The 19,478-nt window shown below is 69.5% G+C and carries 19 protein-coding genes; 14 read left to right on the forward strand and 5 right to left on the reverse strand.

Annotation, left to right across the window (positions count from 1 at the left end):
• Positions 1-17 precede the first annotated feature (17 nt).
• The 3 genes from AC4D12_RS01000 to AC4D12_RS01010 all read left to right on the forward strand — a co-directional run bounded on the left by AC4D12_RS01000 (position 18) and on the right by AC4D12_RS01010 (position 2,022).
• Positions 18-443: a ChaB family protein gene (locus tag AC4D12_RS01000; RefSeq protein WP_490947923.1), complete on the forward strand. Its 426-nt coding sequence runs from the start codon at positions 18-20 to the stop codon at positions 441-443.
• Between the two features lie 114 nt (positions 444-557).
• Positions 558-1,619: an iron-siderophore ABC transporter substrate-binding protein gene (locus tag AC4D12_RS01005; RefSeq protein ID WP_490947924.1), complete on the forward strand. Its 1,062-nt coding sequence runs from the start codon at positions 558-560 to the stop codon at positions 1,617-1,619.
• A gap of 79 nt (positions 1,620-1,698) precedes the next feature.
• Positions 1,699-2,022, forward strand: coding sequence for a PRC-barrel domain-containing protein (locus AC4D12_RS01010; protein ID WP_490947925.1), 324 nt, complete (start codon positions 1,699-1,701; stop codon positions 2,020-2,022).
• Between the two features lie 122 nt (positions 2,023-2,144).
• Here AC4D12_RS01010 and AC4D12_RS01015 read toward each other — a convergent pair whose 3' ends face one another.
• Entirely contained in the window at positions 2,145-2,414 is a 270-nt protein-coding gene (locus tag AC4D12_RS01015; RefSeq protein ID WP_490947926.1) for a DUF6480 family protein, read from the reverse strand.
• A 93-nt stretch (positions 2,415-2,507) separates the two neighbouring features.
• The gene (locus tag AC4D12_RS01020) at positions 2,508-2,906 is read right to left on the reverse strand and encodes a hypothetical protein (RefSeq protein WP_490947927.1); all 399 of its coding nucleotides are present in this window, start codon (positions 2,904-2,906) and stop codon (positions 2,508-2,510) included.
• Positions 2,907-3,006: 100 nt separating this feature from the next.
• Between AC4D12_RS01020 and AC4D12_RS01025 the strand changes: the two genes are divergently transcribed.
• Both AC4D12_RS01025 and AC4D12_RS01030 read left to right on the forward strand, forming a co-directional pair.
• Complete coding sequence (locus AC4D12_RS01025; RefSeq protein WP_490947928.1) at positions 3,007-3,996, forward strand: bile acid:sodium symporter family protein; 990 nt, start codon at positions 3,007-3,009, stop codon at positions 3,994-3,996.
• Positions 3,997-4,080: 84 nt separating this feature from the next.
• Positions 4,081-4,737, forward strand: coding sequence for a GNAT family N-acetyltransferase (locus AC4D12_RS01030; RefSeq protein ID WP_490947929.1), 657 nt, complete (start codon positions 4,081-4,083; stop codon positions 4,735-4,737).
• Here AC4D12_RS01030 and AC4D12_RS01035 read toward each other — a convergent pair.
• Positions 4,734-6,104 carry a dihydrolipoyl dehydrogenase family protein gene (locus tag AC4D12_RS01035; RefSeq protein ID WP_490947930.1) on the reverse strand — a complete coding sequence of 457 codons (1,371 nt, stop codon included), beginning with the start codon at positions 6,102-6,104 and terminating at the stop codon, positions 4,734-4,736. The genes AC4D12_RS01030 and AC4D12_RS01035 overlap by 4 nt on opposite strands.
• Before the next feature lie 224 nt (positions 6,105-6,328).
• Between AC4D12_RS01035 and AC4D12_RS01040 the strand changes: the two genes are divergently transcribed.
• Entirely contained in the window at positions 6,329-7,372 is a 1,044-nt protein-coding gene (locus AC4D12_RS01040; protein ID WP_490948755.1) for an NAD(P)-dependent alcohol dehydrogenase, read from the forward strand.
• Positions 7,373-7,592: 220 nt separating this feature from the next.
• Here AC4D12_RS01040 and AC4D12_RS01045 read toward each other — a convergent pair whose 3' ends face one another.
• Entirely contained in the window at positions 7,593-8,540 is a 948-nt protein-coding gene (locus AC4D12_RS01045; RefSeq protein ID WP_490947931.1) for an alpha/beta hydrolase family protein, read from the reverse strand.
• A gap of 116 nt (positions 8,541-8,656) precedes the next feature.
• Between AC4D12_RS01045 and AC4D12_RS01050 the strand changes: the two genes are divergently transcribed.
• Positions 8,657-9,256 carry a TetR/AcrR family transcriptional regulator gene (locus tag AC4D12_RS01050; RefSeq protein WP_490947932.1) on the forward strand — a complete coding sequence of 200 codons (600 nt, stop codon included), beginning with the start codon at positions 8,657-8,659 and terminating at the stop codon, positions 9,254-9,256.
• 221 nt (positions 9,257-9,477) lie between these two features.
• A complete protein-coding gene (locus AC4D12_RS01055) occupies positions 9,478-11,580 on the forward strand; it encodes a sensor histidine kinase (RefSeq protein WP_490947933.1) in 2,103 nt (700 codons plus the stop codon).
• A gap of 53 nt (positions 11,581-11,633) precedes the next feature.
• Here the strand turns inward: AC4D12_RS01055 and AC4D12_RS01060 are convergent, their stop codons facing one another.
• On the reverse strand, positions 11,634-12,716 hold the full coding sequence (locus AC4D12_RS01060) for an NAD-dependent epimerase/dehydratase family protein (protein ID WP_490947934.1): 1,083 nt from the start codon (positions 12,714-12,716) through the stop codon (positions 11,634-11,636).
• Between the two features lie 149 nt (positions 12,717-12,865).
• Here AC4D12_RS01060 and AC4D12_RS01065 point away from each other — a divergent pair, with 149 nt between their 5' ends.
• The 6 genes from AC4D12_RS01065 (at position 12,866) to AC4D12_RS01090 (ending at position 19,387) form a co-directional block, all read left to right on the forward strand.
• The gene (locus tag AC4D12_RS01065) at positions 12,866-13,957 is read left to right on the forward strand and encodes a YihY/virulence factor BrkB family protein (protein WP_490947935.1); all 1,092 of its coding nucleotides are present in this window, start codon (positions 12,866-12,868) and stop codon (positions 13,955-13,957) included.
• An 81-nt stretch (positions 13,958-14,038) separates the two neighbouring features.
• A complete protein-coding gene (locus AC4D12_RS01070) occupies positions 14,039-15,049 on the forward strand; it encodes a glutathione S-transferase family protein (protein ID WP_490947936.1) in 1,011 nt (336 codons plus the stop codon).
• Between the two features lie 198 nt (positions 15,050-15,247).
• Positions 15,248-16,306 (forward strand): FecCD family ABC transporter permease, encoded by a 1,059-nt coding sequence (locus AC4D12_RS01075; RefSeq protein WP_490947937.1) that lies wholly within the window; start codon positions 15,248-15,250, stop codon positions 16,304-16,306.
• Positions 16,307-16,428: 122 nt separating this feature from the next.
• The gene (locus AC4D12_RS01080; protein ID WP_490948756.1) at positions 16,429-17,394 is read left to right on the forward strand and encodes a FecCD family ABC transporter permease; all 966 of its coding nucleotides are present in this window, start codon (positions 16,429-16,431) and stop codon (positions 17,392-17,394) included.
• Between the two features lie 2 nt (positions 17,395-17,396).
• Entirely contained in the window at positions 17,397-18,338 is a 942-nt protein-coding gene (locus AC4D12_RS01085; protein ID WP_490947938.1) for an ABC transporter ATP-binding protein, read from the forward strand.
• Positions 18,335-19,387, forward strand: coding sequence for a siderophore-interacting protein (locus tag AC4D12_RS01090; protein ID WP_490947939.1), 1,053 nt, complete (start codon positions 18,335-18,337; stop codon positions 19,385-19,387). Before AC4D12_RS01085 ends, AC4D12_RS01090 begins: the two co-directional genes overlap by 4 nt.
• Positions 19,388-19,478: the final 91 nt, after the last annotated feature.

The following is a 19,478-nucleotide window of genomic DNA, read 5'->3' on the forward strand; positions in this document are numbered from 1 at the left end:
ACGCAGGAGGACGCACCATGGCGCGATTCACGAAGGACGGCAAGGTCAAGCCGGAGACGCTGCCGAGCACGCTGCAGAGATCGGACCGGAAGGCGCAGGACACCTTTGCCGCGACGCTCGACGCCGCCGAGGAGCAGTACGGCGGCGACGGCGAACGTGCCAGGCGCACGGCGTTCGCCTCCCTGAAGCACGGGTTCGAGAAGGTGGGGGACCACTGGGAACCGAAGGCGGAAAAGGGTCCCTCGGACGATCAGGCCGCGGGCAGCAGCGCCGAGGCCCGGCCGACGGCCGGTGGGGTGGACGCCAACGCCACGAAGCAGCACCTGTACGACCTCGCGAAGAAGCTGGACGTGAAGGGACGCTCCTCGATGTCGAAGGACGAGTTGGTGGAGGCCCTGCAGAAGGCCAACGACCGCGAGACGCGGAGGGCCAGGGAGCAGTAACACCCTGACGCATTACGCAACGAAAGCATTTCGTAATTGCTCGGCGCTTAGGTTAGCCTTACTTCTACCCCGTCCCGAGGCCTCATCGAGAGGTCCCAGAAGTCAAGGAACCACATGGCCCCCTCGCGCCTTCGCGGCCTGATCGCCGTCGCCGCCGTCGCCGTCCTCTCCCTCTCCGCCTGCTCCACCGGTCCCGCCGACAGTGGCACCGCCGGAACCAGCACCGGCGGGAGCAGTGCAACTGCGGACGCCGGTGCCTTCCCCGTCACGATCGAGCACGCGTTCGGCGAGACGACCCTCGAGGAGAAGCCCGAGCGCGTGGCCACCGTCTCCTGGGTGAATGCGGACGTGTCCCTGGCCCTCGGCGTCGTGCCCGTCGGGATGCCCGCCGATTCCTACGGCGGCAACGAGAACCAGTCCACCCCGTGGAAGGATGCCAAGCTCGAGGAGCTCGGCGCGGAGATCGGCAGCGAGGATGCGCCGGTGCAGTACTCGGAGACGGACGGCATCGCCTTCCAGGACATCGCCGCCACCAACCCCGACGTGATCCTCGCCGCCTACTCCGGCATCTCGCAGGAGGACTACGACACCCTCAGCAAGATCGCGCCCGTGATCGCGTACCCCGAACTCGCCTACGGAACCGCCTGGCAGGACTCCACGCGGATCATCGGTGAGGCGCTCGGTCTCAGCGACGCGGCGGAGGAGCTCGTGACGGAGACGGAAACCGCCATCTCCGAGGCAGCGGCCGAGTACCCGCAGCTCGAGGGCAAGAGCTTCATCTACGGCAACCTTGAACCCGGCACGGCCGACGGCGTGAGTGTCTACACCGCGAACGACAACCGGCCCAAGTTCCTCACCGAGCTCGGCATGGTGCAGGCCGACGTCGTCACCGACGCCACCACGGGCTCCGAGGAGTTCTTCATCCCGTGGTCGGCCGAGCGCGCCAACGAGCTCGATTCCGACGTCTTCGTGACCTGGGTACCCGATGCGGACACCGCGGCCGCGATCGGCACCGACCCCCTCCTCGGACAGATCCCCGCCGTGCAGAGCGGTGCGCTCGTGGCGGACAGCGACAACACGCTGACCCTCTCAATCTCGGCGGCGAACCCGCTCAGCCTGGTCTGGGCCCTCGACAGATTCCTGCCGCTGCTCGGCGAGGCCGCCGACAAGGCGTGACCCCGCGCGGGGGCGCGGATTGCCCTCGCGACCGATCTCGGCTGGAATGGTCGCGAACCGACTCTCGAAGGGAAGCTCCATGGCTCAGGCCGAAATCACCAAGCTCCAGGCCGCGACGGCGTGGGACAGCAAGGGCAAGAAGCTCGGCGTCGTCAACGACGTGCACCTCGAGAAGGAATCGGGGATCCCCGCGTGGGTGACCGTCTCCCTCGGGCTGCTGAACTCCCGGAAGCACTACATCCCGCTGGCCGACTCGCGCTTCGAGGGCGACGACCTCCACGTGGCATGGACCCGGAAGGAGATCACGGATGCCCCGAAGCCCGCGAGTTCGTACGAACTCTCGGCCGAGGAGGAATCCGCCCTGATCGACTACTACAAGCTGCGTGACGGCGCGGAGGCGTAACGCCTCCCGCGACACCACCGGTACGACGAAAGCCCCTCTCCGACAGTGGAGAGGGGCTTTCGCGTGGTGCGAGGTGCTCGGTACGAGCCGGTGGCAGCGGGTGTCGGTTGCTGCCGGTGGCGTCAGCCGATGTCGACGATCCCCACGATGTTGCCGATGATGAAGACCAGGACCAGCAGGACGACGATGCCGATCAGCCCGAGCCAGAGGCCCGTGATGCCCTTCGACTGCGGCTTGTCCTCGATGGTGGGCTGCTGCCAGGTGGTGCTCGCCTCGCCCGGGGGCGTCTCTCCCGGGGGTACTCCGCCACCGGGCTCGAGGCCCGTGAGGTTCATCTGCTCCGGGTCGGGGTTGCCGGCGTTCGAGGGATCCGGGTTCTTGCGCTCACTCATGCTGTCCTCCACGGGGTCGGCGGGTGTTCCTCCTGTCAGCCTACCCCGGGAATCATAAGCCTGCTTAGCGCTCGACGGCGGGCGCGTCCGGTGCTACTGACCCAGACCGGCCGTGCTGTTACCGGTCGGGTCGAACCGCTGATCCGCAGTACTGTGCGGGGACTCCTCGCCGCCGTCGCTGGTGCCTCCCGCGGCGCTGCCGACGCCGCCGTCCGGGCCGCCGTCGTCCGTTCCCGCTGTCAGAGCGGGAGTTTCCGCTGCCTGACGCTCGCTCGGGGTCCAGGACATCGCGATGGACACACCGTGCTCGGTGTCGGCGACGAACAGGTGGAGGTCCTCCCCGATGAGCGCCTCGTCGTGCACGGGGTCGCCCGCCTCGCGCGCCATGTCGGTCAGGCGGCAGATGGCGACAGCCATGGCGCGGCCCCAGTCGTGCGGATGCTTGCTCGTCGATTCCTCGGTCGCGGTGAACTTCTTGTCGGGCTTCGCCATCGTGATCCCTGCCGTCGGTCCGTTGGTAAGTAGCCTTGCCTTTCGGTGGAAGTCACTGTAGCAAAGCAGGTGCGGGCGGTCCGTGGTATTCCTTTGACCCATGGATCCCACGAGCACCGCTCCCAGCACGGCCGAGGACCGCAGCGCGCGGATCGCGGTGACCCTCTTCCCCCTCCTCATCCTCGCCGGCGGCCTCGTGGCGGTGCTCACGCCGTCGACCTTCACGGGTCTCGGGCCGCTCGTCAATCCTCTCCTCGGCGTGATCATGTTCGGCATGGGACTGACGCTCACCCCGGTGGATTTCGCAGTGATCGGGCGGCGCCCGGTGCCCGTGGTGATCGGTGTGGTGGCGCAGTACCTCATCATGCCGCTGCTGGGCTGGGCCATCTCGCTGGCGCTGGGGCTCCCACCCGCGCTCGCGGCCGGCGTGATCCTCGTGGGCTGCTGCCCGGGCGGGACGGCGTCGAACATCGTCTCCTACCTGGCGCGCGGTGACGTGGCGCTCTCCGTGGCGATGACCTCGGTCTCCACGCTGCTCGCCCCCTTCCTCACGCCGCTGCTGACCCTGTGGCTCGCCGGGCAGTACATGCCGGTGGTCGCCGCCGCGATCGGCGGGACGATCCTGCAGATCGTGCTCATCCCGGTGATCGTGGGCCTCCTCGTGCGCCTGTTCCTCCCCCGCGTGGTCGAGCGCCTGCTTCCGGCCCTCCCGTGGATCTCCGTCGCCGCCATCACCGTGGTGGTGATCGCAGTGGTCTCCGGCAGCGCCGCGGTCATCGCCTCGGCAGGATTCCTCGTCCTTATCGCAGTGGTGCTCCACAACGGTCTCGGGTACGCGCTGGGGTACGGCGCCGCGAGGCTCTTCCGGCTGCCGCTGACCGCCCGGAGGACCACGGCCATCGAGGTGGGCATGCAGAACTCGGGCCTCGCGGCGGGTCTTGCGCGGACGTACCTGACCCCGGAAGCGGCGCTGCCCGGGGCCATCTTCTCCGTGTGGCACAACGTCTCGGGGGCCGTCATGGCCGCGATCTGGCGCCGCCAGGACGCCCGGCGTGCCGCTCGGACGGGGTCGCACCCGGCACACTCCTGAGTTTTCTGGGGGTGGCGGCAGCTAGTGTCTGTCACGCCACGGTCCAGCAGCGGGCTGCGGCACCTGACCATCATCGGATCTTCTATGACAGAACCTTCGACCCTGCCGGACATGCTCGGCCCGTCCGCCGTCTGCACCCCCTCCCTGATCAGCGATCTGGACCAGCCCAGCGAGCAGGACCAGCTCACGGGCGGTCCCGCGGGCAACGAGCGCATCCTCGTCCCAGCACCTCCCACGAAGCGGGAGCGCGAAGCGGAATGGATGCGCACGGCACTGGCCACCCTGGACCTCACCGACGTCACGACGTCCGAGTTGCGCGTCCTCGCCAACCGGATGTTCCTGCTGCTCGACGCCGAGCGGCCTCCGTTCGACGCCGGTGAGCGTTACGCCGCCGCCGTCGAGGAGATCGAGGCGCGCGCCGCGCAGGCGCGAACACACAGCACCGCCGAGACGCGGCGCCAGGTGTTCAAGAACTCCGCCTTCGGCTCCCGTTTCGAGCTGTTCCTCGACGGCTCACTGGCCGCCTACCTCAGGTACTCCCTCGTGGACGGTCGGCTCACCCTGCGAGCGCTCGTGGAGACGCCCGGCTTCGAGGGCCGGGGCCTCACGCCGATCCTCCTGCGGCAGGCCATGCTCCATGCGCACAAGCGGCGCCTCGGGGTGATCCCCGGGTGCCCCGCGGCCAGGGCGTTCCTCGAGCAGAACCCGCAGTACCGGATCCTGGCGCGCGTGCCGCGCTAGTTCCGGAGCCCGGCCCTCGCGGCGTGACCGATCACGGCGCTGTAGGTGGGGTACGCGAACTTCACGCGCGCCAGCGTGGCAAGGTCCGTACCCGCGGCCATCGCCGACGCCACGGCGGTGACCACCTCGACGGCGTTCTCGCCCACGGCGTGGGCGCCGAGGATGAGTTCACGCCGCCGGTCGATCACGAGCTTCAGGAAGCCCTGCTCGCGGTCGTCGATGATGGGGCGCTCGACGACGGCGTAGGGCACGGTCACCGCGTGGCACTCGGCGTCGCGCTCACGTGCCTTCGCCTCGGTCAGGCCCACGCCGGCGTAGTCGGGATCGGTGAAGCCGCCCTCGGGCAGAAGGTGGTGCGGTGTGGTGCGGGTGGCGCCGAGCACGGCGTTCTCCGCGGCGGTCTCGCCCTCGAACACGGCGGCCTGCACGAGCATGCTGCTGCCGTTGGCGTCGCCCGCCACGTAGATGTGGGGCACGTTGGAGCGGAGGTACTCGTCCACGGGGATGAACGAGCGGGCGGTCTCCACGCCGGCCGCGTCGAGCCCGAGGCCGCCGAGGTTCGCGGGCCAGCCCGCGGCCATGATGACGGCGTCCACCACGCGGGAGTGCTGCGCGTCGTCGCGCTTCCAGGTCAGGGTGAGGCCGTCCTCGCCCTTGACGATGCTGTCGATCCCGCCGATCGCGGTCTCCACCTGCACGCCCTTGCCGGTGAAGCTCGCGGTGACGGCCGCCGCGACGTCGTCGTCCTCCGTCATGAGGATGCGCGGCGCGAGGTCGAGGAGCAGCACCTCGGAGCCGAGCGCGTCGAAGATGGTGGTCATCTGGGCGCCGGTGTGGCCGCCGCCGATGATCGCGACGCTGCCCGGCAGGCTCTCGAGTCCCAGGACCTCGTGGGGGAGGACGGCGTACTCGGCGCCCTCGATGGGCAGGCGGCGTCCGCTGCCACCGATGCACAGGATGATCGACGCCGCCGTGACCTCGCGGCCGTCGACCACGACGGAGTGCTGGCCGGTCAGGGTCGCATCGCCCTCGAGGAGCTCGATCGAGAGCCGCTTCATGGTGGCGCCGTAGCCCTTGGCGTCGAGCACCCGGGCGACGGTCGCCCGTACGCGCTGCACCGTCTTGTCCCAGTCCACGGACGGCTCGGCCACCACGATCCCGTAGTCGTAGGCGGTGCGTACCTCGCGGAACAGCCGCGCGGTCTTCGCGAGCACGCGCGTGGGCACGCAGCCCGAGTTGACGCACGTGCCGCCGAGGGCGGAGCGCTCGACGACGGCGGTGCGGGCTCCGAGTTCTGCTGCGCGGGTCGCGGCGGCCATGCCGGCGGGTCCTCCGCCGATCACGAGGACGTCGTACGAGTACTCCATGGTGGTCTCCTGTCGAGGATGGGAGCTGCCCTCCCATCCTCCATCGCGGGGGTGGGGAGCCACAATCGGCACAGTGGTGTTCGCGGAGCGCATCATGGTCTGCAGGAGGTACCGGTTCTGCAGGAAGCGCCGGCAGGACCTACCGTGGGAGGAGCGAGTACCGCGAGGGAGACCCACGGCGAGCACGCCCGCCCGCCGCTCCCGAACCTTCCAGGAGGAACGCCATCACAACCGTCAACGCCTACGCCGCGCCGTCAGCCACCGAACCCCTCGTCCCCACCACCATCGAACGTCGCGAGGTGGGGCCGAAGGACGTCCTGATCTCCATCGCCTACGCGGGCATCTGCCACTCCGACATCCACACCGTCCGCGGCGAGTGGGGCCGGCAGCAGTACCCGCTGACCGTCGGTCACGAGATCGTCGGCGTCGTCGACGAGGTCGGCTCCGAGGTCTCCACCCACGCCGTCGGGGACCGCGTGGGTGTGGGCTGCATGGTGAACTCCTGCCGCGAGTGCGAGAACTGCACCGCCGGCGAGGAACAGTACTGCCTCAAGGGCAACGTCGGCACCTATGGCGCGAAGGACCGCGACGGGACCATCACCCAGGGTGGCTACTCCACGCACGTGGTGGTGGACGAGCACTTCGTGCTGAAGGTGCCCGAGGCCATCCCCTACGAGGCGGCCGCACCCCTGCTCTGCGCCGGCATCACCACCTACTCCCCGCTGAACCACTGGAACGCAGGGCCGGGCAAGAAGGTCGCCGTCGTGGGGCTCGGCGGGCTCGGCCACATGGCCGTGAAGATCGCGCACGCCATGGGCGCCGAGGTCACCGTGCTCTCGCAGAGCCTGAGCAAGCAGGAGGACGGCAAGCGTTTCGGCGCCACGGGCTACTATGCCACGAGCGATCCCGAGACCTTCGAGAAGCTCTCCACGACCTTCGACCTCATCATCAACACCGTGAGCGCGAAGATCGACCTCGACGCGTATCTCTCGATGCTGCGGCTCAACGGCACCATGGTGAACGTGGGTGCGCCGGCGGACGCCCTGCCGCTGCACGTCTTCACGCTCTTCAACCAGCGCCGGTCCTTCGCGGGCTCGGGCATCGGCGGGATCCGTGAGACCCAGGAGATGCTGGACTTCTGCGCCGAGCACGGGATCGCCCCGGAGGTCGAGGTCATCACGGCCGACGCCGTCAACGAGGCCTACGAGCGCGTGCTGTCCTCGGACGTGCGCTACCGCTTCGTGATCGACACCGCCAGCCTCGCCTGACGCGTCGTCGGCGGAATTACCAGGGGCGGGGCACTGAGTGCCCCGCCCCTGGTGCGTCCCGTCCCGGACGCCAACCGCTCCGGTATCACGGGTGCAGACGCCGGACTCCACGTGGTCGGCGACGAGGTCACCGGGCAGGAAGCGGTTCGGCTGCATGGATGTTCCGCCCTGACGTCGTGTTCACGTGGGAAGCGTCGGCGAGGAGTGCACCGACCAGCGCCTAGTGCTTGCTGTCGACGCGGCCCATCGGACCGGCGCTGTCCCTGAAGGCGGCACGGGCAGCGGGCCAGCTGTTCCGGTCACCCTGCAGGGCCGTCCGGAGGAAGGCGGTGCTCATTCGCTGGATGACGGCGACGCGCTCCGGATGCTCGTCGGTGGTCTCGGCAACGTCGTATCCGACGATCCCGCCAAGAGCGTGCTCGGCTCCGTGGAGCGTGAGGAGGTCGGTGGCGCCGGGGCTGTACGTATAGGCGTCGGTGAACCAGTCGGGTCCGCGGCTGGACATCTTCGACTGGTCACGGTCACCGGCAACAACGAGTGTCGGGGTGGTCAGTTCCTGGAACGAGGGGCGCATAAAGGGGAAGTTCGCCTGCGCGAACGGGTGCAGGTCATCACCGGCCACACCGGTTGCGGCGAACAGGATGCCCGCGGTGACACGACTGTCGGTCATGTCCTCGCCGACCTGCCCCGTATCGTCCAAGATCCGCGCTCCGAGGAGGGCCTGAGCTGTCTGTCCGCCCCAGGAGTGACCGGTGGCGGCGACCCGGCTGGGATCGATCCGGCCGGCAAGCCCGGGGACGGCGGCCTCGACAGCATCCAACTGGTCGAGGATGCGTGTGAGATCAGCGATCCGCTCGGTCCAGATCGTCGGGAACGCCGGATGGTCGAATCCGAAGCCATTCCGGCGTGAATCCAGGTGTGTGGGCTGGATCACGACGAACCCGCGGGAAGCCCAGAACGCCGTCAGGGGCGCGTACCCGTCCAAGTTCCACCCGTTGCCGTGAGAGAACACCACGACAGGAAGATCCGTACCGGTTGCAGGCACGGAGACGCGCACCTGCAGCGGGAGCGATCGCCCCGGAGCGGAGAGTCCGAGAGGGGCGACGGAGACGACCGGGGTGGCGGCACCGATGATGCCCTCCAGTGTGTCGACGAGTGACGACGTCATGGCAGCTTTCCTTTCGAATGGTCGCGCTTTACGATGCGGGTATCGGAGCGTCGTTCCGAAACATAACGGAACAATGTTCCGTTATGCAAGCAGGGGTCGGCTCAGCAGGGGGCAGTGTGATCGACACGCACGATGAACGGCCGCGGCGTGTGCCGGCCAAGCAGGTCGGTCGACCACGTCAGAGCGAGCAGGCTCTCCTGGACGCAGCTGCAGCGGTGTTCGTGACCTCCGGGGTGGACGCCCCGGTGCGGGAGATCGCAGCGAAGGCCGGCGTCGGCACGGGAACGATCTACCGTCACTTCCCGACGCGTTCGGAGCTCGTGGTCGCGGTGTACAGGCGCCAGGTCGAGGCCTGCGCGGACGCCGGTCCGCGATTGCTCTCGGAGAGCGCCACGCCCGAGGTGGCATTACGTGCCTGGGTGACACTGTTCGTGGAATTCCTGGTCACGAAGCACGGATTGGCCGGCGCGCTGCAGGGGGACAGCGCGGGGTCCGACGCTCTCCACGCCTACTTCGTCGATCGTCTCGTCCCGGTGTGCGCCTCGCTCCTCGGGGCGGCGCTCGAACCAGTGAACGGGCACCCGCCGGTCGATGCGTACAACGTGCTGAAGGGGATCGGGAACCTCTGTATCGGTGCGGCCGGTGACGGCGCGTACGAGGCCGATGTCCTTGTGCAACTGCTCATCTCGGGCGTCCTTGCCTCCGCTGATCGGTGACCTCGGTCAGGGGTCGGTCGGTCATCCCGGCGATGGCTCGGTCATGCGACGGCTCGCCTTCGAAGTGGCATCGTCGCGACGAAGCGCTCGCAGCAGAGTCACGTCCTCCCGTGCGGCAGGTCATCAGCCGTTAGGCTGTCTGACGCGGCGGTCTTCCGGCTTCGCACCCGCTCGTCCTGGTCCGGCGGCGGGAACATTCACGTTTCTGAACAGGTAGTGGCATGAGCAAGGGGCGAATGCAGGCGATCGCGGGGCGGTTTGTGGCGTTGCCGCCGGCGGCCCTGCACCTCCTCTTCGGCCTGGTCCTCGTCGCTGCGGCCGCCCTCGGGCGGAGCACCAACCTCGAGTCCTCCGGTCTCGCGCTGGTCTGGCCCGCGGCGGGCATCACCTTCCTCTGGGGGCTGTGGGCGTCGCGCTCGCGGGCGGACCTCGCAGTCTCGCTCGTCGCGAGCCTGCCCATCCTCGCCGCGGTGAACCTCATCACCGGACTCACCCCCGTGCTCGGCGTGGCGGTGGCCGTCGGCAGCGTCGCCCAGACAGTCGTCGCCGTTGCCCTGTTCCGCCGCTTCGTGCCCGGTCTCGACGTCCGGACCGTCGGGGATTATCTCCGTGTGGGCTCCATCGCCCTCGTGGCCTGCGCGGTCGGCGCCCTGGTGATCGTCGTCGGCAGTGCCCTGAACGGGGCCCCCGAGCCCCTCGCCGCCTTCATCCCGTGGCTCGTGCGCCACGCGGTGTCGCTCACGGCACTCGGATCACTGGGCATCGTGATCGCCTCGAGCATCCGTGCCCGGGCTGCCGGGCAGGTTCCGTCGCCGCTACCGCCAGCGCGGCGTGCGGAGTACGCGATGCTCGCCGTCGTCTCCGTCATCCTGTACGTCGCGACCTTCGCGACCGCCACGGCGCTCCCGGTCGCCTACGCCACCATTCCTGCGCACATGTGGGCAGGGCTCCGCCTCCGTTCGGGGTGGGCCATGCTGCACGGACTGGTCAGCGGCGCCTTCCTGGTCCTCTTCACGCTGGAGGGTCGCGGACCCTTCCAGGACCTCGGGCCGGGCGCCGCGGCATACGTGGCGCAGTCGTTCATGTTCATCGCCTTCTCCCTCTCCGCCGTCCTCGCCCTGAGCATGGACGAGCGACGCCGCCTGATCGACCGCCTGTACCGGGCCACCGCCGAGGCCAAGGCCGCCGCGGACCTCCGTGACCTCGTGATCGGCAAGATGAACGACGGCGTCCTCGTGGCCGGGCCCGGGCGGCGCCTCGTGTTCCAGAATGCTACGAGCGAGCGGTGGCTGGGCAAGGCCCAGCCGGGCGAGGAGCGGATTCGTGAGTACGAGGTCACGAAGACGGACGGCTCAACCCTGGAGGACGCGGAGAACCCCCTGACGCTGGCGCTGCAGGGTGTCGCGACCGAGCGCATGGACGTGGACCTCACGCACCGGGACGGCGAGGTCATGCACCTGACGGTGGACGCCGTGCCGCTTCCGGACGGTCAGGGCGCGCTCGTGGTGATGCACAACGTCACGGCAGAACGTATGCATCAGCAGGACCTCAGCCGGTTCGCCGCAGTCGTGGCGCACGATCTTTTGACGCCCCTCACGGTGTTCGACGGCTGGCTCGAGATGCTCGAGGACCCCGACCTGCCCGCGGCCGAGCGCCGCGCGAGCATCGAGCGACTCCAGCAGGCGAGCCGACGCATGCGTAACCTCATCCGGAACCTGCTGGCCTACAGCCTCGCCAAGGAGGAGAAGCTGACGGCGTCCGAGCTCGACGTCGCGCGCCTCGCGGCGAACATCGTGGACGTGCGGACCGCCCTGCCCGGCACGCAGTTGCCGGACGTCCGGTTCGTCATCGACGCACCGCAGCCCGTGTATGCCGACGAGCGCCTGTTCCTGCAGCTCCTGGAGAATCTGATCGGCAACGCCATGAAGTACGGGCGTCAGGACGGCGCCGCGGAGGTGCGCATCACCACCTCCGTGGAGGCGTCCACCGGCCGAACCCTGGTGAGCGTCGCGGACAACGGGATCGGGGTTCCCGAGGGTGACCTGGAACTCGTCTTCGAGGAGTTCCACCGCTCTGCGAACGGTCTGCGCCAGGCCTCGGGCACGGGTCTCGGCCTCGCGATCTGCCGGCGGATCGTGGAGAGCCACGGCGGTGTTCTCAGCGTGCGGAACCGGCCCGAGGGCGGAGCGGTGTTCACCGCGAGCATGCCAGCGACGCCTGACCAGTTGCCCGAGGGCATCCCGCTGGTGAGGGCCGCGGAGCCCAGCCCCGCAGCGTGTGCGGAGGTGCGGGTCCCGGCGCCCGGAGCGGCCGCCGGCGCCTGACCGCCGTCGCGCTGACCGAACGGACGCCGTCGCAGCCGCGTAAATGCGGTGGCCTAGCCGTCCGAGCGCCGGTACAGCTTGGGTGAGGCATTCCGTCCGCTGCCGCTGCGGAGACCGGCCAGCACCTCTGCCATGGCTTCGCGGGACGATCGCTGCGGCTCCCAGCCCAGCTCGGCACGGGCGCGAGTGACGTCCATGACCGGGCTGCCGGCTGCCATGTCGATCCACCCCGGATCGGTGCGCTGCAGACCGGCGCCCCAGCTCGCGGCGACGATCCAGCGCAGCACGCGCACCGGCAGGCCGATCACCCTGCTCGCGCCGAGGAGGTCGGCGACGCGCTCGGGGTTCAGTTCCGGCTCGGCGGCGATGTTGAAGGCGCCGGACGCGCGGTGCACGATCACCCGCCAGTAGGCGTCGGCGACGTCGTCGGCGTGCACGGCCTGGAACACGAAAGCCTTCGGAATGGGGACCATCGGCAGCGGCCCGCCGCCCAGCAGGATCTTCGGTACCAGTGGCCCCAGGAAGTACCGGCCGATCTCGCTGCCGGCCTGCTCCTGGAAGATCAGCCCGGGGCGGAGCCGTGCCACCGGGATCTCCGGGTACTCCCGCTCGAAGGTGTCGAGCAGGCGCTCCTGAGCGGCCTTGTGCCGGCTGTAGTGCGAGGACGCGATGCCCTCCGTGGGCCAGGTCTCGTCCTTGCGGGTGTCCTTGTCGGCAGCAGAGTAGGCACCGACCGACGAGGCGCACACCACCTGCCGCACCCCGGCCGCGCCGGCCGCCGCGAGGACGTTCGCGGTACCGGTCACGTTGGTCCGGTACATCGCTGCCTCGTCGCGGTTGGGCTGGATGGCCCACGCGAGGTGCACGACGGCGTCGGCCCCCTCGAACACACGCGTCAGGGCGTCGCGGCCGTCATCGGTGCCGATGTCGATGGCATGCCAGTCGACGCCGTCGTACGGTTCCACGGAGGTATCCGGGACGGTGCGGACGATCCCCGTGACGGAGATGGTGCCGGCGTTCCCTGGGGCAGTGGGGCCGGAATGATGGGTCGTCTCGTTGGAGGCGGCGGCACGCTTCAGCCGCGCGAGGAAGGCGGTGCCGACGTTGCCGGTGGCGCCGGTGACTGCAATGCGCATGCTTCTACTCCTGGACCTTGAACGGGGAAGGGCACGTGGACGCACCGATTCGGGACTGGACTACTAAGTAAGCTTATGGTGCAGTTGAAGCAGACGTACAGCGCAGCCAGCCGCCTCGGGACCGACCGGGGCCGAACCCGGAGGTCACCGTGAGCAGTAACAGCAAGGTCCGCGAGGGCGCACCGAGCGAAACCTCCAAGAAGGCGCAGAACGCTCCTGACCCGAACGATTCCCGGAAGCCCGACGATCCGAAGGACGTCAAGAAGCCGGCGTGGAAGTACGTGTTCAAGCGGACGGTCAGCGAGTTCGGGAAGGACCAGTGCACCGACCTCGCCGCATCGCTGACCTATTACGCGGTCCTCGCGATCTTCCCCGGCATCATCGCGCTGCTCTCGCTCCTCGGGCTCTTCGGGCAAGCCGAGAACACCACGAACGCCCTGCTCGAGATCGTCCGCGGGTTCACCTCGCAAGAGACCGTCGACACCATCCGGCCGCAGATCCTTGCCCTCGCTTCGAACGAAGCTGCTGGTCTCGGCTTCGTCATCGGTCTGCTGGGCGCCATCTTCTCCGCCTCCGGGTATGTGCTCGCTTTCTCCCGCGCCATGAACCGTGTGTACGAGGTGGAGGAGGGCCGCGGTCTCCTCAAGTTGCGCCCCCAGGTGCTGGTCATCACCATCGTGGTGCTCCTGCTGATCGTGCTCATGGGCCTCATGCTCGTGCTCTCCGGCCCGGTGGCCGAGGCGGTCGGTAACACCATCGGTCTGGGCAGCACTGCAGTGACCATCTGGAGCATCGCGAAGTGGCCTGTCATGGTGCTCTTCGCGGTCCTCATGATCGCCGTCCTCTACTACGGATCGCCCAATATCAAGCAGCCCAAGTTCCGCTGGATGAGCCTCGGCGGCTTCATCGCCCTGATCGTCCTCGCGATCACCACGGCCGGGTTCTCGTTCTACGTCTCCAACTTCGGAAGCTACAACGCCACCTACGGGGCCATCGCGGGTGTCATCGTGTTCCTGCTGTGGCTCTGGCTCGCGAACCTCTCGCTGCTCTTCGGTGTCGAGTTCGACGCCGAGATGGAGCGTGGCCGCCAGCTGCAGGGTGGTATCGAGGCGGAGGAGACCATCCAGCTCCCGCCGCGCGACACCAAGGCCGCGGACAAGAAGCAGGAGAAGAAGATCAAGCTGATCCGCGAAGGCCGGGAACTGCGCGAGAAGTACGGTCGAGACTCCAGCCGCAGCTAGGACACCCCCCCTTTCCGTCCAGGAGGCCCGGTCGCACTGCGACCGGGCCTCCTGTCCGTCCGCGACCCTAGACTGACGGACATGACCGACACGCAGCAGTCAGAGCAGTCAGAGCACAGCACCAAGGGTTCCTATGTGACCGGCGGCAAGGAGTTCACGCGGGACACCCAGTACATCGAGACGCGCATCACGCGCGACGGCGCGGACGGGTACCCGGTGGAGCCCGGGCGCTACCGGCTCGTCGCGGCCCGTGCCTGCCCGTGGGCCAACCGCACCATCATCGTCCGGAGGCTCCTCGGCCTCGAGGACGCTATCTCCCTCGGCACGCCCGGCCCCACGCACGACAGCCGGTCATGGACCTTCGACCTCGACCCCGACGGCCGTGACCCCGTACTCGGGATCGAGCGGTTGCAGGAGGCGTTCTTCACGCGCGACCCGAACTACTCACGCGGCATCACCGTGCCGGCGATCGTCGACACCACCACGGGCGCCGTGGTCACCAACAACTTCCCCCAGATCACGCTCGACTTCTCGAGCGAGTGGAGCGAGTACCACCGCGACGGCGCTCCGGACCTCTACCCCGAGCACCTCCGCGAGGAGATCGACACCGTCAACAAGCGTGTGTTCACGGAGGTCAACAACGGGGTGTACCGCTGCGGCTTCGCCGGCTCGCAGGAGGCGTACGAGGCCGCCTACGACCGCCTCTTCACGGCACTCGATTGGCTCGAGGAGCGCCTGACCGGTCAGCGCTTCCTGGTCGGGGACACCATCACCGAGGCCGACGTCCGGCTCTTCACGACGCTGGTCCGCTTCGATCCCGTGTACCACGGGCACTTCAAGTGCAACAGGAACAAGCTCAGCGAGATGCCTGCCCTGTGGGGCTACGCTCGCGACCTCTTCCAGACGCCCGGCTTCGGCGACACGGTGGACTTCGAGCAGATCAAGCAGCACTACTACATCGTCCACGAGGACATCAATCCCACCGGGATCGTCCCCAAGGGTCCTGACCTCTCCGGGTGGACCTCCGCCCACGGACGCGAGTCCCTGGGTGGCCGCCCGTTCGGCGACGGCACGCCGCCCGCAGCAGCGTAGGCCGGCCGCAGCACGCCGCCGCCTCGAGCGGGACGGGTCAGGACGGGCGACGGCGGGGGACGATGGGGACACCGGGGTCACGGCGGGTCTCGCCGTCGCCCGGGGGAGTGGCCAATTAGGCAACGGGAGCGTTTCCTAATGCGGGGAAGCCTAGGCTAGCCTTACTTCAGAGAAGATCGTCCGTCTGAGGGAGGCTCCATGGTAGTCCACGCCTCCTCCGTGCCGTTGCCGGAGACGATCGACCCCGGGCGTCGCCGGTCCACGACGCTCCCCATGCTCCTCCGGCTGTCCCTCGCCGCTCTCGTCCTCGCGGCGCTCTGCGTCGCCTCGCTCACCATCGGGGCGAGGAGCGTCGCCCCGGGCACCATGATCAGCGCCCTCACGGCGTTCGACCCCGCGAACGGTGACCACGCGGTGGTGCTCTCCCGCATCCCGCGCACCGTGGTGGGGCTGCTGGTCGGGGCTGCACTGGCCGCCGCGGGCGCCGCACTGCAGGGCATCGCGCGGAACCCCCTCGCCGATTCCGGGATCCTCGGCATCAACGCGGGCGCCGCTCTCGCGGTGGTGGTGGGCATCTACCTGTTCGGCGTGAACGGCGCCTCCGGCTACCTCTGGTTCGCCTTCGCGGGTGCCGGTGCCGCCGCCGTCCTCGTCTATGCCGTGGCGAGCCTGGGCCGCGAAGGCGCGACGCCGGTCAAGCTCGCCCTCGCGGGCGCGGCCCTCGCGGCCGGTCTCGCCAGCCTGACCAACGCCGTGCTCGTCTCGAGCCAGGAGACGCTCGACGCGTTCCGGTTCTGGCAGGTCGGCACGCTCGCGGGCCGCGGCTGGGACGTCATCGGCGCCGTCGCGCCCTTCCTCCTGGCCGGGCTGGTCCTGACCCTGGGTACCGGCAAGGTGCTCAACAGCCTCGCTCTCGGCGACGACATCGCGCGGGGGCTCGGGCAGAACGTGAACGTCGCTCGCGGGATCACGGGCCTCGGCGTCGTGATCCTGTGCGGTGCCGCCACGGCGGCGGCGGGGCCCATCGCGTTCGTGGGGCTCGTGATACCGCACATGGTGAGGCTCGTGGTCGGGCCGGACTACCGGTGGATCCTGCCGTTCTCCGCACTCCTCGGGCCCGTGCTGCTCCTCGGCGCGGACATCGTGGGGCGTGTGATCCTGCCACCGGGCGAAGTGCAGGTGGGCATCATGACCGCCGTCATCGGCGCTCCCTTCTTCGTCTGGCTCGTGCGCCGGCGCCGGATGGCCCAGCTGTGAGCACTGCCCTCCACCGCGTCCCCGCCGCGCCGGCTCCCGATGGCGCCCCTGAGGCGCCGGCGCTCCCTGCCGCGCGGCTGTCCGCCATCCGCTCGCGCCGTCGTCGGTCCACCGCCACGCGCATGGGCGCCACCGCGGCGCTCATCGTGGTGCTGTTCGCCGTCGCCGTGCTGCTCGGGTCCTACACCGTCACCATCCCGGACTTCTTCCGCATCCTCGGCGGTGCGGACATCCCCGGTGCCTCGTTCATCGTGCTCGAGAACAAGCTGCCGCGCGCCGTGATCGGCGTGCTGATCGGTGCGGCGTTCGGGATCGCCGGCGCCGTCTTCCAGACCATGCTCCGCAACCCGCTGGCGAGCCCGGACATCATCGGCATCAGCTACGGGGCCAGCGCCTCGGCCGTCACGGCGATCGTGCTCTTCGGGGCGGCCGGAGCAGCGGTGTCGGTCTCCGCCCTGGTCGGCGCGCTGGTGGTCGCAGGTGCCATCTACCTGATCTCGCGGCGCGGAGGAGTGGCCGGCTACCGCCTGATCCTCGTGGGGATCGGCTTCGCGGCGGTGATGCACGCGCTGGTGAGTTTCCTCATCACGCGCACCGACCTCCGCACCGCCTCCGAGGCCGTCCTATGGCTCAGCGGTTCGCTCAACTCGAGCTCCTGGGACCGCGTCACGGTCCTGGTGCTCTTCCTCCTGGTGCTGCTCCCGGCCATCGCGGTGCTCTCCCGCAGCCTGCGGGGGCTGGAGCTCGGTGACGACACCGCCTCCGGGCTCGGCCTGCGCGTCGAGGCCGCGCGGCTCGGGCTGATGGTCACGGCCGTGGCCCTTGCCGCCGTGGCGACCGCCGCGGCCGGCCCCGTGGCGTCCGTCGCCTTCCTGTCGGGTCCCATCGCCCGGCGTCTGCTCGGCAACCGGCCGTCCCTCACCATGGCAGCGCTCGTGGGGTGCGTGATCGTCCTCGCGGCCGATTTCGTGGCCGCCAACCTCGTTCCGGGCACGGCCCTTCCCGTCGGGATCGTCACCGGCGCCCTCGGCGCCCCGTTCCTGCTGTGGCTGCTCGCCACCGCCAACCGCTCCGGACAGGGAGGCTGACCGTGACCACCACCGAGCAGCGTGCGGACGGCGCGACGGCTGACACCCTCGCCGCCGAGGCGATCACCCTCGCGTACGACGAACGGGCCGTTGTCGACGGACTCACCGTGACCCTGCCCGCGGGGAAGATGACGGTGATCGTCGGGGCGAACGCCTGCGGGAAGTCCACCCTCCTGCGCGGACTCGCACGGCTCCTGAAGCCCGCGCAGGGCACGGTGATCCTCAACGGCACGGACATCCACCAGCAGTCCACGAAGTCCGTGGCGCGGGTGCTCGGCCTCCTGCCGCAGACGCCCGTGGCGCCGGACGGCATCAGCGTGGCCGATCTCGTGGGGCGCGGCAGGTACCCGCACCAGGGCTGGTTCCGGCAGTGGACGCCGAAGGACGACGCCGCCGTGGCCGACGCACTGGAGGCCACCGACACCCTGGAGCTCGCCGACCGCAGCGTGGACGAGCTCAGCGGAGGGCAGCGCCAGCGGGTCTGGATCGCCATGGCCCTCGCCCAGCAGACCGGCATCCTGCTGCTGGACGAGCCGACCACCTTCCTGGACGTCACCCATCAGATCGAGGTGCTCGACCTCATCACCGATCTCAACCGCCGCGCCGGCACCACCGTGGTCATGGTGCTGCACGATCTCAACCTCGCCGCGCGGTACGCGGACCACCTCATCGCCATGCGCGACGGCAGGATCGTCGCGGAGGGTCCGCCGGCCGCCGTGGTCACCGAGGAGATCGTGTCCGGGGTCTTCACCCTCGACTGCCGCATCATCCAGGACCCCGTGTCCGCGACACCCATGGTGGTCCCGGTCGGGCGCCACCACGGTGCCCGGGACCACGAGAGCAACGAGAAACACGAGAGCCACGGAGCACCTGCGCCACCGCAGGCCGGCTACCGACCCAACCCGCACGACTCCGTTCCCACCCCTGTGGAGGCAGCATCATGACCGACGTGACCGAGCGAACCGCACGGCGTACTGCCGCGGACACCGAACCGATGGTGCTGGCGTTCGACGTCGCCGTCACCCGCGTGCGCGACCTCAGCCCGAACTTCCGCCGGATCACCTTCGGCGGGGCGTGCCTGAAGGGTTTCGGAGTGGCCGGGGACAGCCTCGACCTCCGGATCAAGATCATCATCCCCTCGGCCGGACGCCCGTGCCCGGACATCGCGGGCCTGATGGCGAGCGGTGACAGCGCGAGCTGGTACCAGTCCTGGCTCGCCATGGAGGCCGAGGAGCGCGGATCCATGCGCACCTACACGGTGCGGGCCTCGCGCTGCGACGGCGCGGTCCCGGAGATCGACGTCGACTTCGTGATGCACCTCGACGCCGAGGGCCGCGGCGGCCCCGCTGCCGAGTGGGCCGCGGCGAGCCGCCCTGGTGACCGCGTGTGCGTGATCGGGCCCAACGCCGCAGCAGCGCAGTGCCTGACGGCCGGCGCCTACGGGGGCATCGAGTGGAGCCCCGGCCTCGCCCAGCACGTGCTCCTCGCCGGCGACGAGACCGCGGTGCCCGCGATCGGTGCGATCCTCGAGTCGCTGCCCGCGGACGTCGGCGGGCACGCGTTCCTGGAGGTGCCCACCGCTGCGGACGTGCAGGAGCTGCACACGCCGTCGTCCGTGACCGTCACCTGGCTCCCGCGCGACGGCAAGCCGCACGGTGAACCGCTCGAGGCCGCCGTACGCGACGCCGTCCGGGTGCCGGGCTGGGTCTCCCTCGCCGGATCCGGGGACGCACGGGGCGGCAGCGAGCCGGAGGACGTGGACGTGGACCGCACCATCCTGTGGGAGACCCCGCAGCTGCTCGAGACGGCGATCGTCCAGTCGACCATCAACCCCGACCGCCCGCCGGGCACCCAGCCGTTCTACGCGTGGATCGCGGGAGAAGCGGCTGTGGTGCGCGGTCTCCGCCGCTACCTGGTGCGCGATGTCGGCGTGGACCGCAAGCAGGTGGCCTTCATGGGGTATTGGCGGAAGGGCCGCGCGGAACTGACCTGAGGGTGGTGCGCACCTCAATTTTTCCAACGGCTTTCCGCAGGATTCTGGAGTATCCCACTGATTGTCCACAGCGTGTATAACGGAATTGTAA

The organism is Arthrobacter sp. TJ-266, assembly GCF_058269115.1.

Bases quoted from the DNA above. Each gene is read 5' to 3' on its own strand.
- AC4D12_RS01020 (WP_490947927.1), bottom strand. From the start codon at position 2,906: ATGGCGAAGCCCGACAAGAAGTTCACCGCGACCGAGGAATCGACGAGC.
- AC4D12_RS01030 (WP_490947929.1), top strand. From the start codon at position 4,081: ATGACAGAACCTTCGACCCTGCCGGACATGCTCGGCCCGTCCGCCGTC.
- AC4D12_RS01010 (WP_490947925.1), top strand. From the start codon at position 1,699: ATGGCTCAGGCCGAAATCACCAAGCTCCAGGCCGCGACGGCGTGGGAC.
- AC4D12_RS01000 (WP_490947923.1), top strand. From the start codon at position 18: ATGGCGCGATTCACGAAGGACGGCAAGGTCAAGCCGGAGACGCTGCCG.
- AC4D12_RS01090 (WP_490947939.1), top strand. From the start codon at position 18,335: ATGACCGACGTGACCGAGCGAACCGCACGGCGTACTGCCGCGGACACC.
- AC4D12_RS01075 (WP_490947937.1), top strand. From the start codon at position 15,248: ATGGTAGTCCACGCCTCCTCCGTGCCGTTGCCGGAGACGATCGACCCC.
- AC4D12_RS01025 (WP_490947928.1), top strand. From the start codon at position 3,007: ATGGATCCCACGAGCACCGCTCCCAGCACGGCCGAGGACCGCAGCGCG.
- AC4D12_RS01015 (WP_490947926.1), bottom strand. From the start codon at position 2,414: ATGAGTGAGCGCAAGAACCCGGATCCCTCGAACGCCGGCAACCCCGAC.
- AC4D12_RS01045 (WP_490947931.1), bottom strand. From the start codon at position 8,540: ATGACGTCGTCACTCGTCGACACACTGGAGGGCATCATCGGTGCCGCC.
- AC4D12_RS01060 (WP_490947934.1), bottom strand. From the start codon at position 12,716: ATGCGCATTGCAGTCACCGGCGCCACCGGCAACGTCGGCACCGCCTTC.
- AC4D12_RS01005 (WP_490947924.1), top strand. From the start codon at position 558: ATGGCCCCCTCGCGCCTTCGCGGCCTGATCGCCGTCGCCGCCGTCGCC.
- AC4D12_RS01055 (WP_490947933.1), top strand. From the start codon at position 9,478: ATGAGCAAGGGGCGAATGCAGGCGATCGCGGGGCGGTTTGTGGCGTTG.
- AC4D12_RS01070 (WP_490947936.1), top strand. From the start codon at position 14,039: ATGACCGACACGCAGCAGTCAGAGCAGTCAGAGCACAGCACCAAGGGT.
- AC4D12_RS01035 (WP_490947930.1), bottom strand. From the start codon at position 6,104: ATGGAGTACTCGTACGACGTCCTCGTGATCGGCGGAGGACCCGCCGGC.
- AC4D12_RS01080 (WP_490948756.1), top strand. From the start codon at position 16,429: ATGGGCGCCACCGCGGCGCTCATCGTGGTGCTGTTCGCCGTCGCCGTG.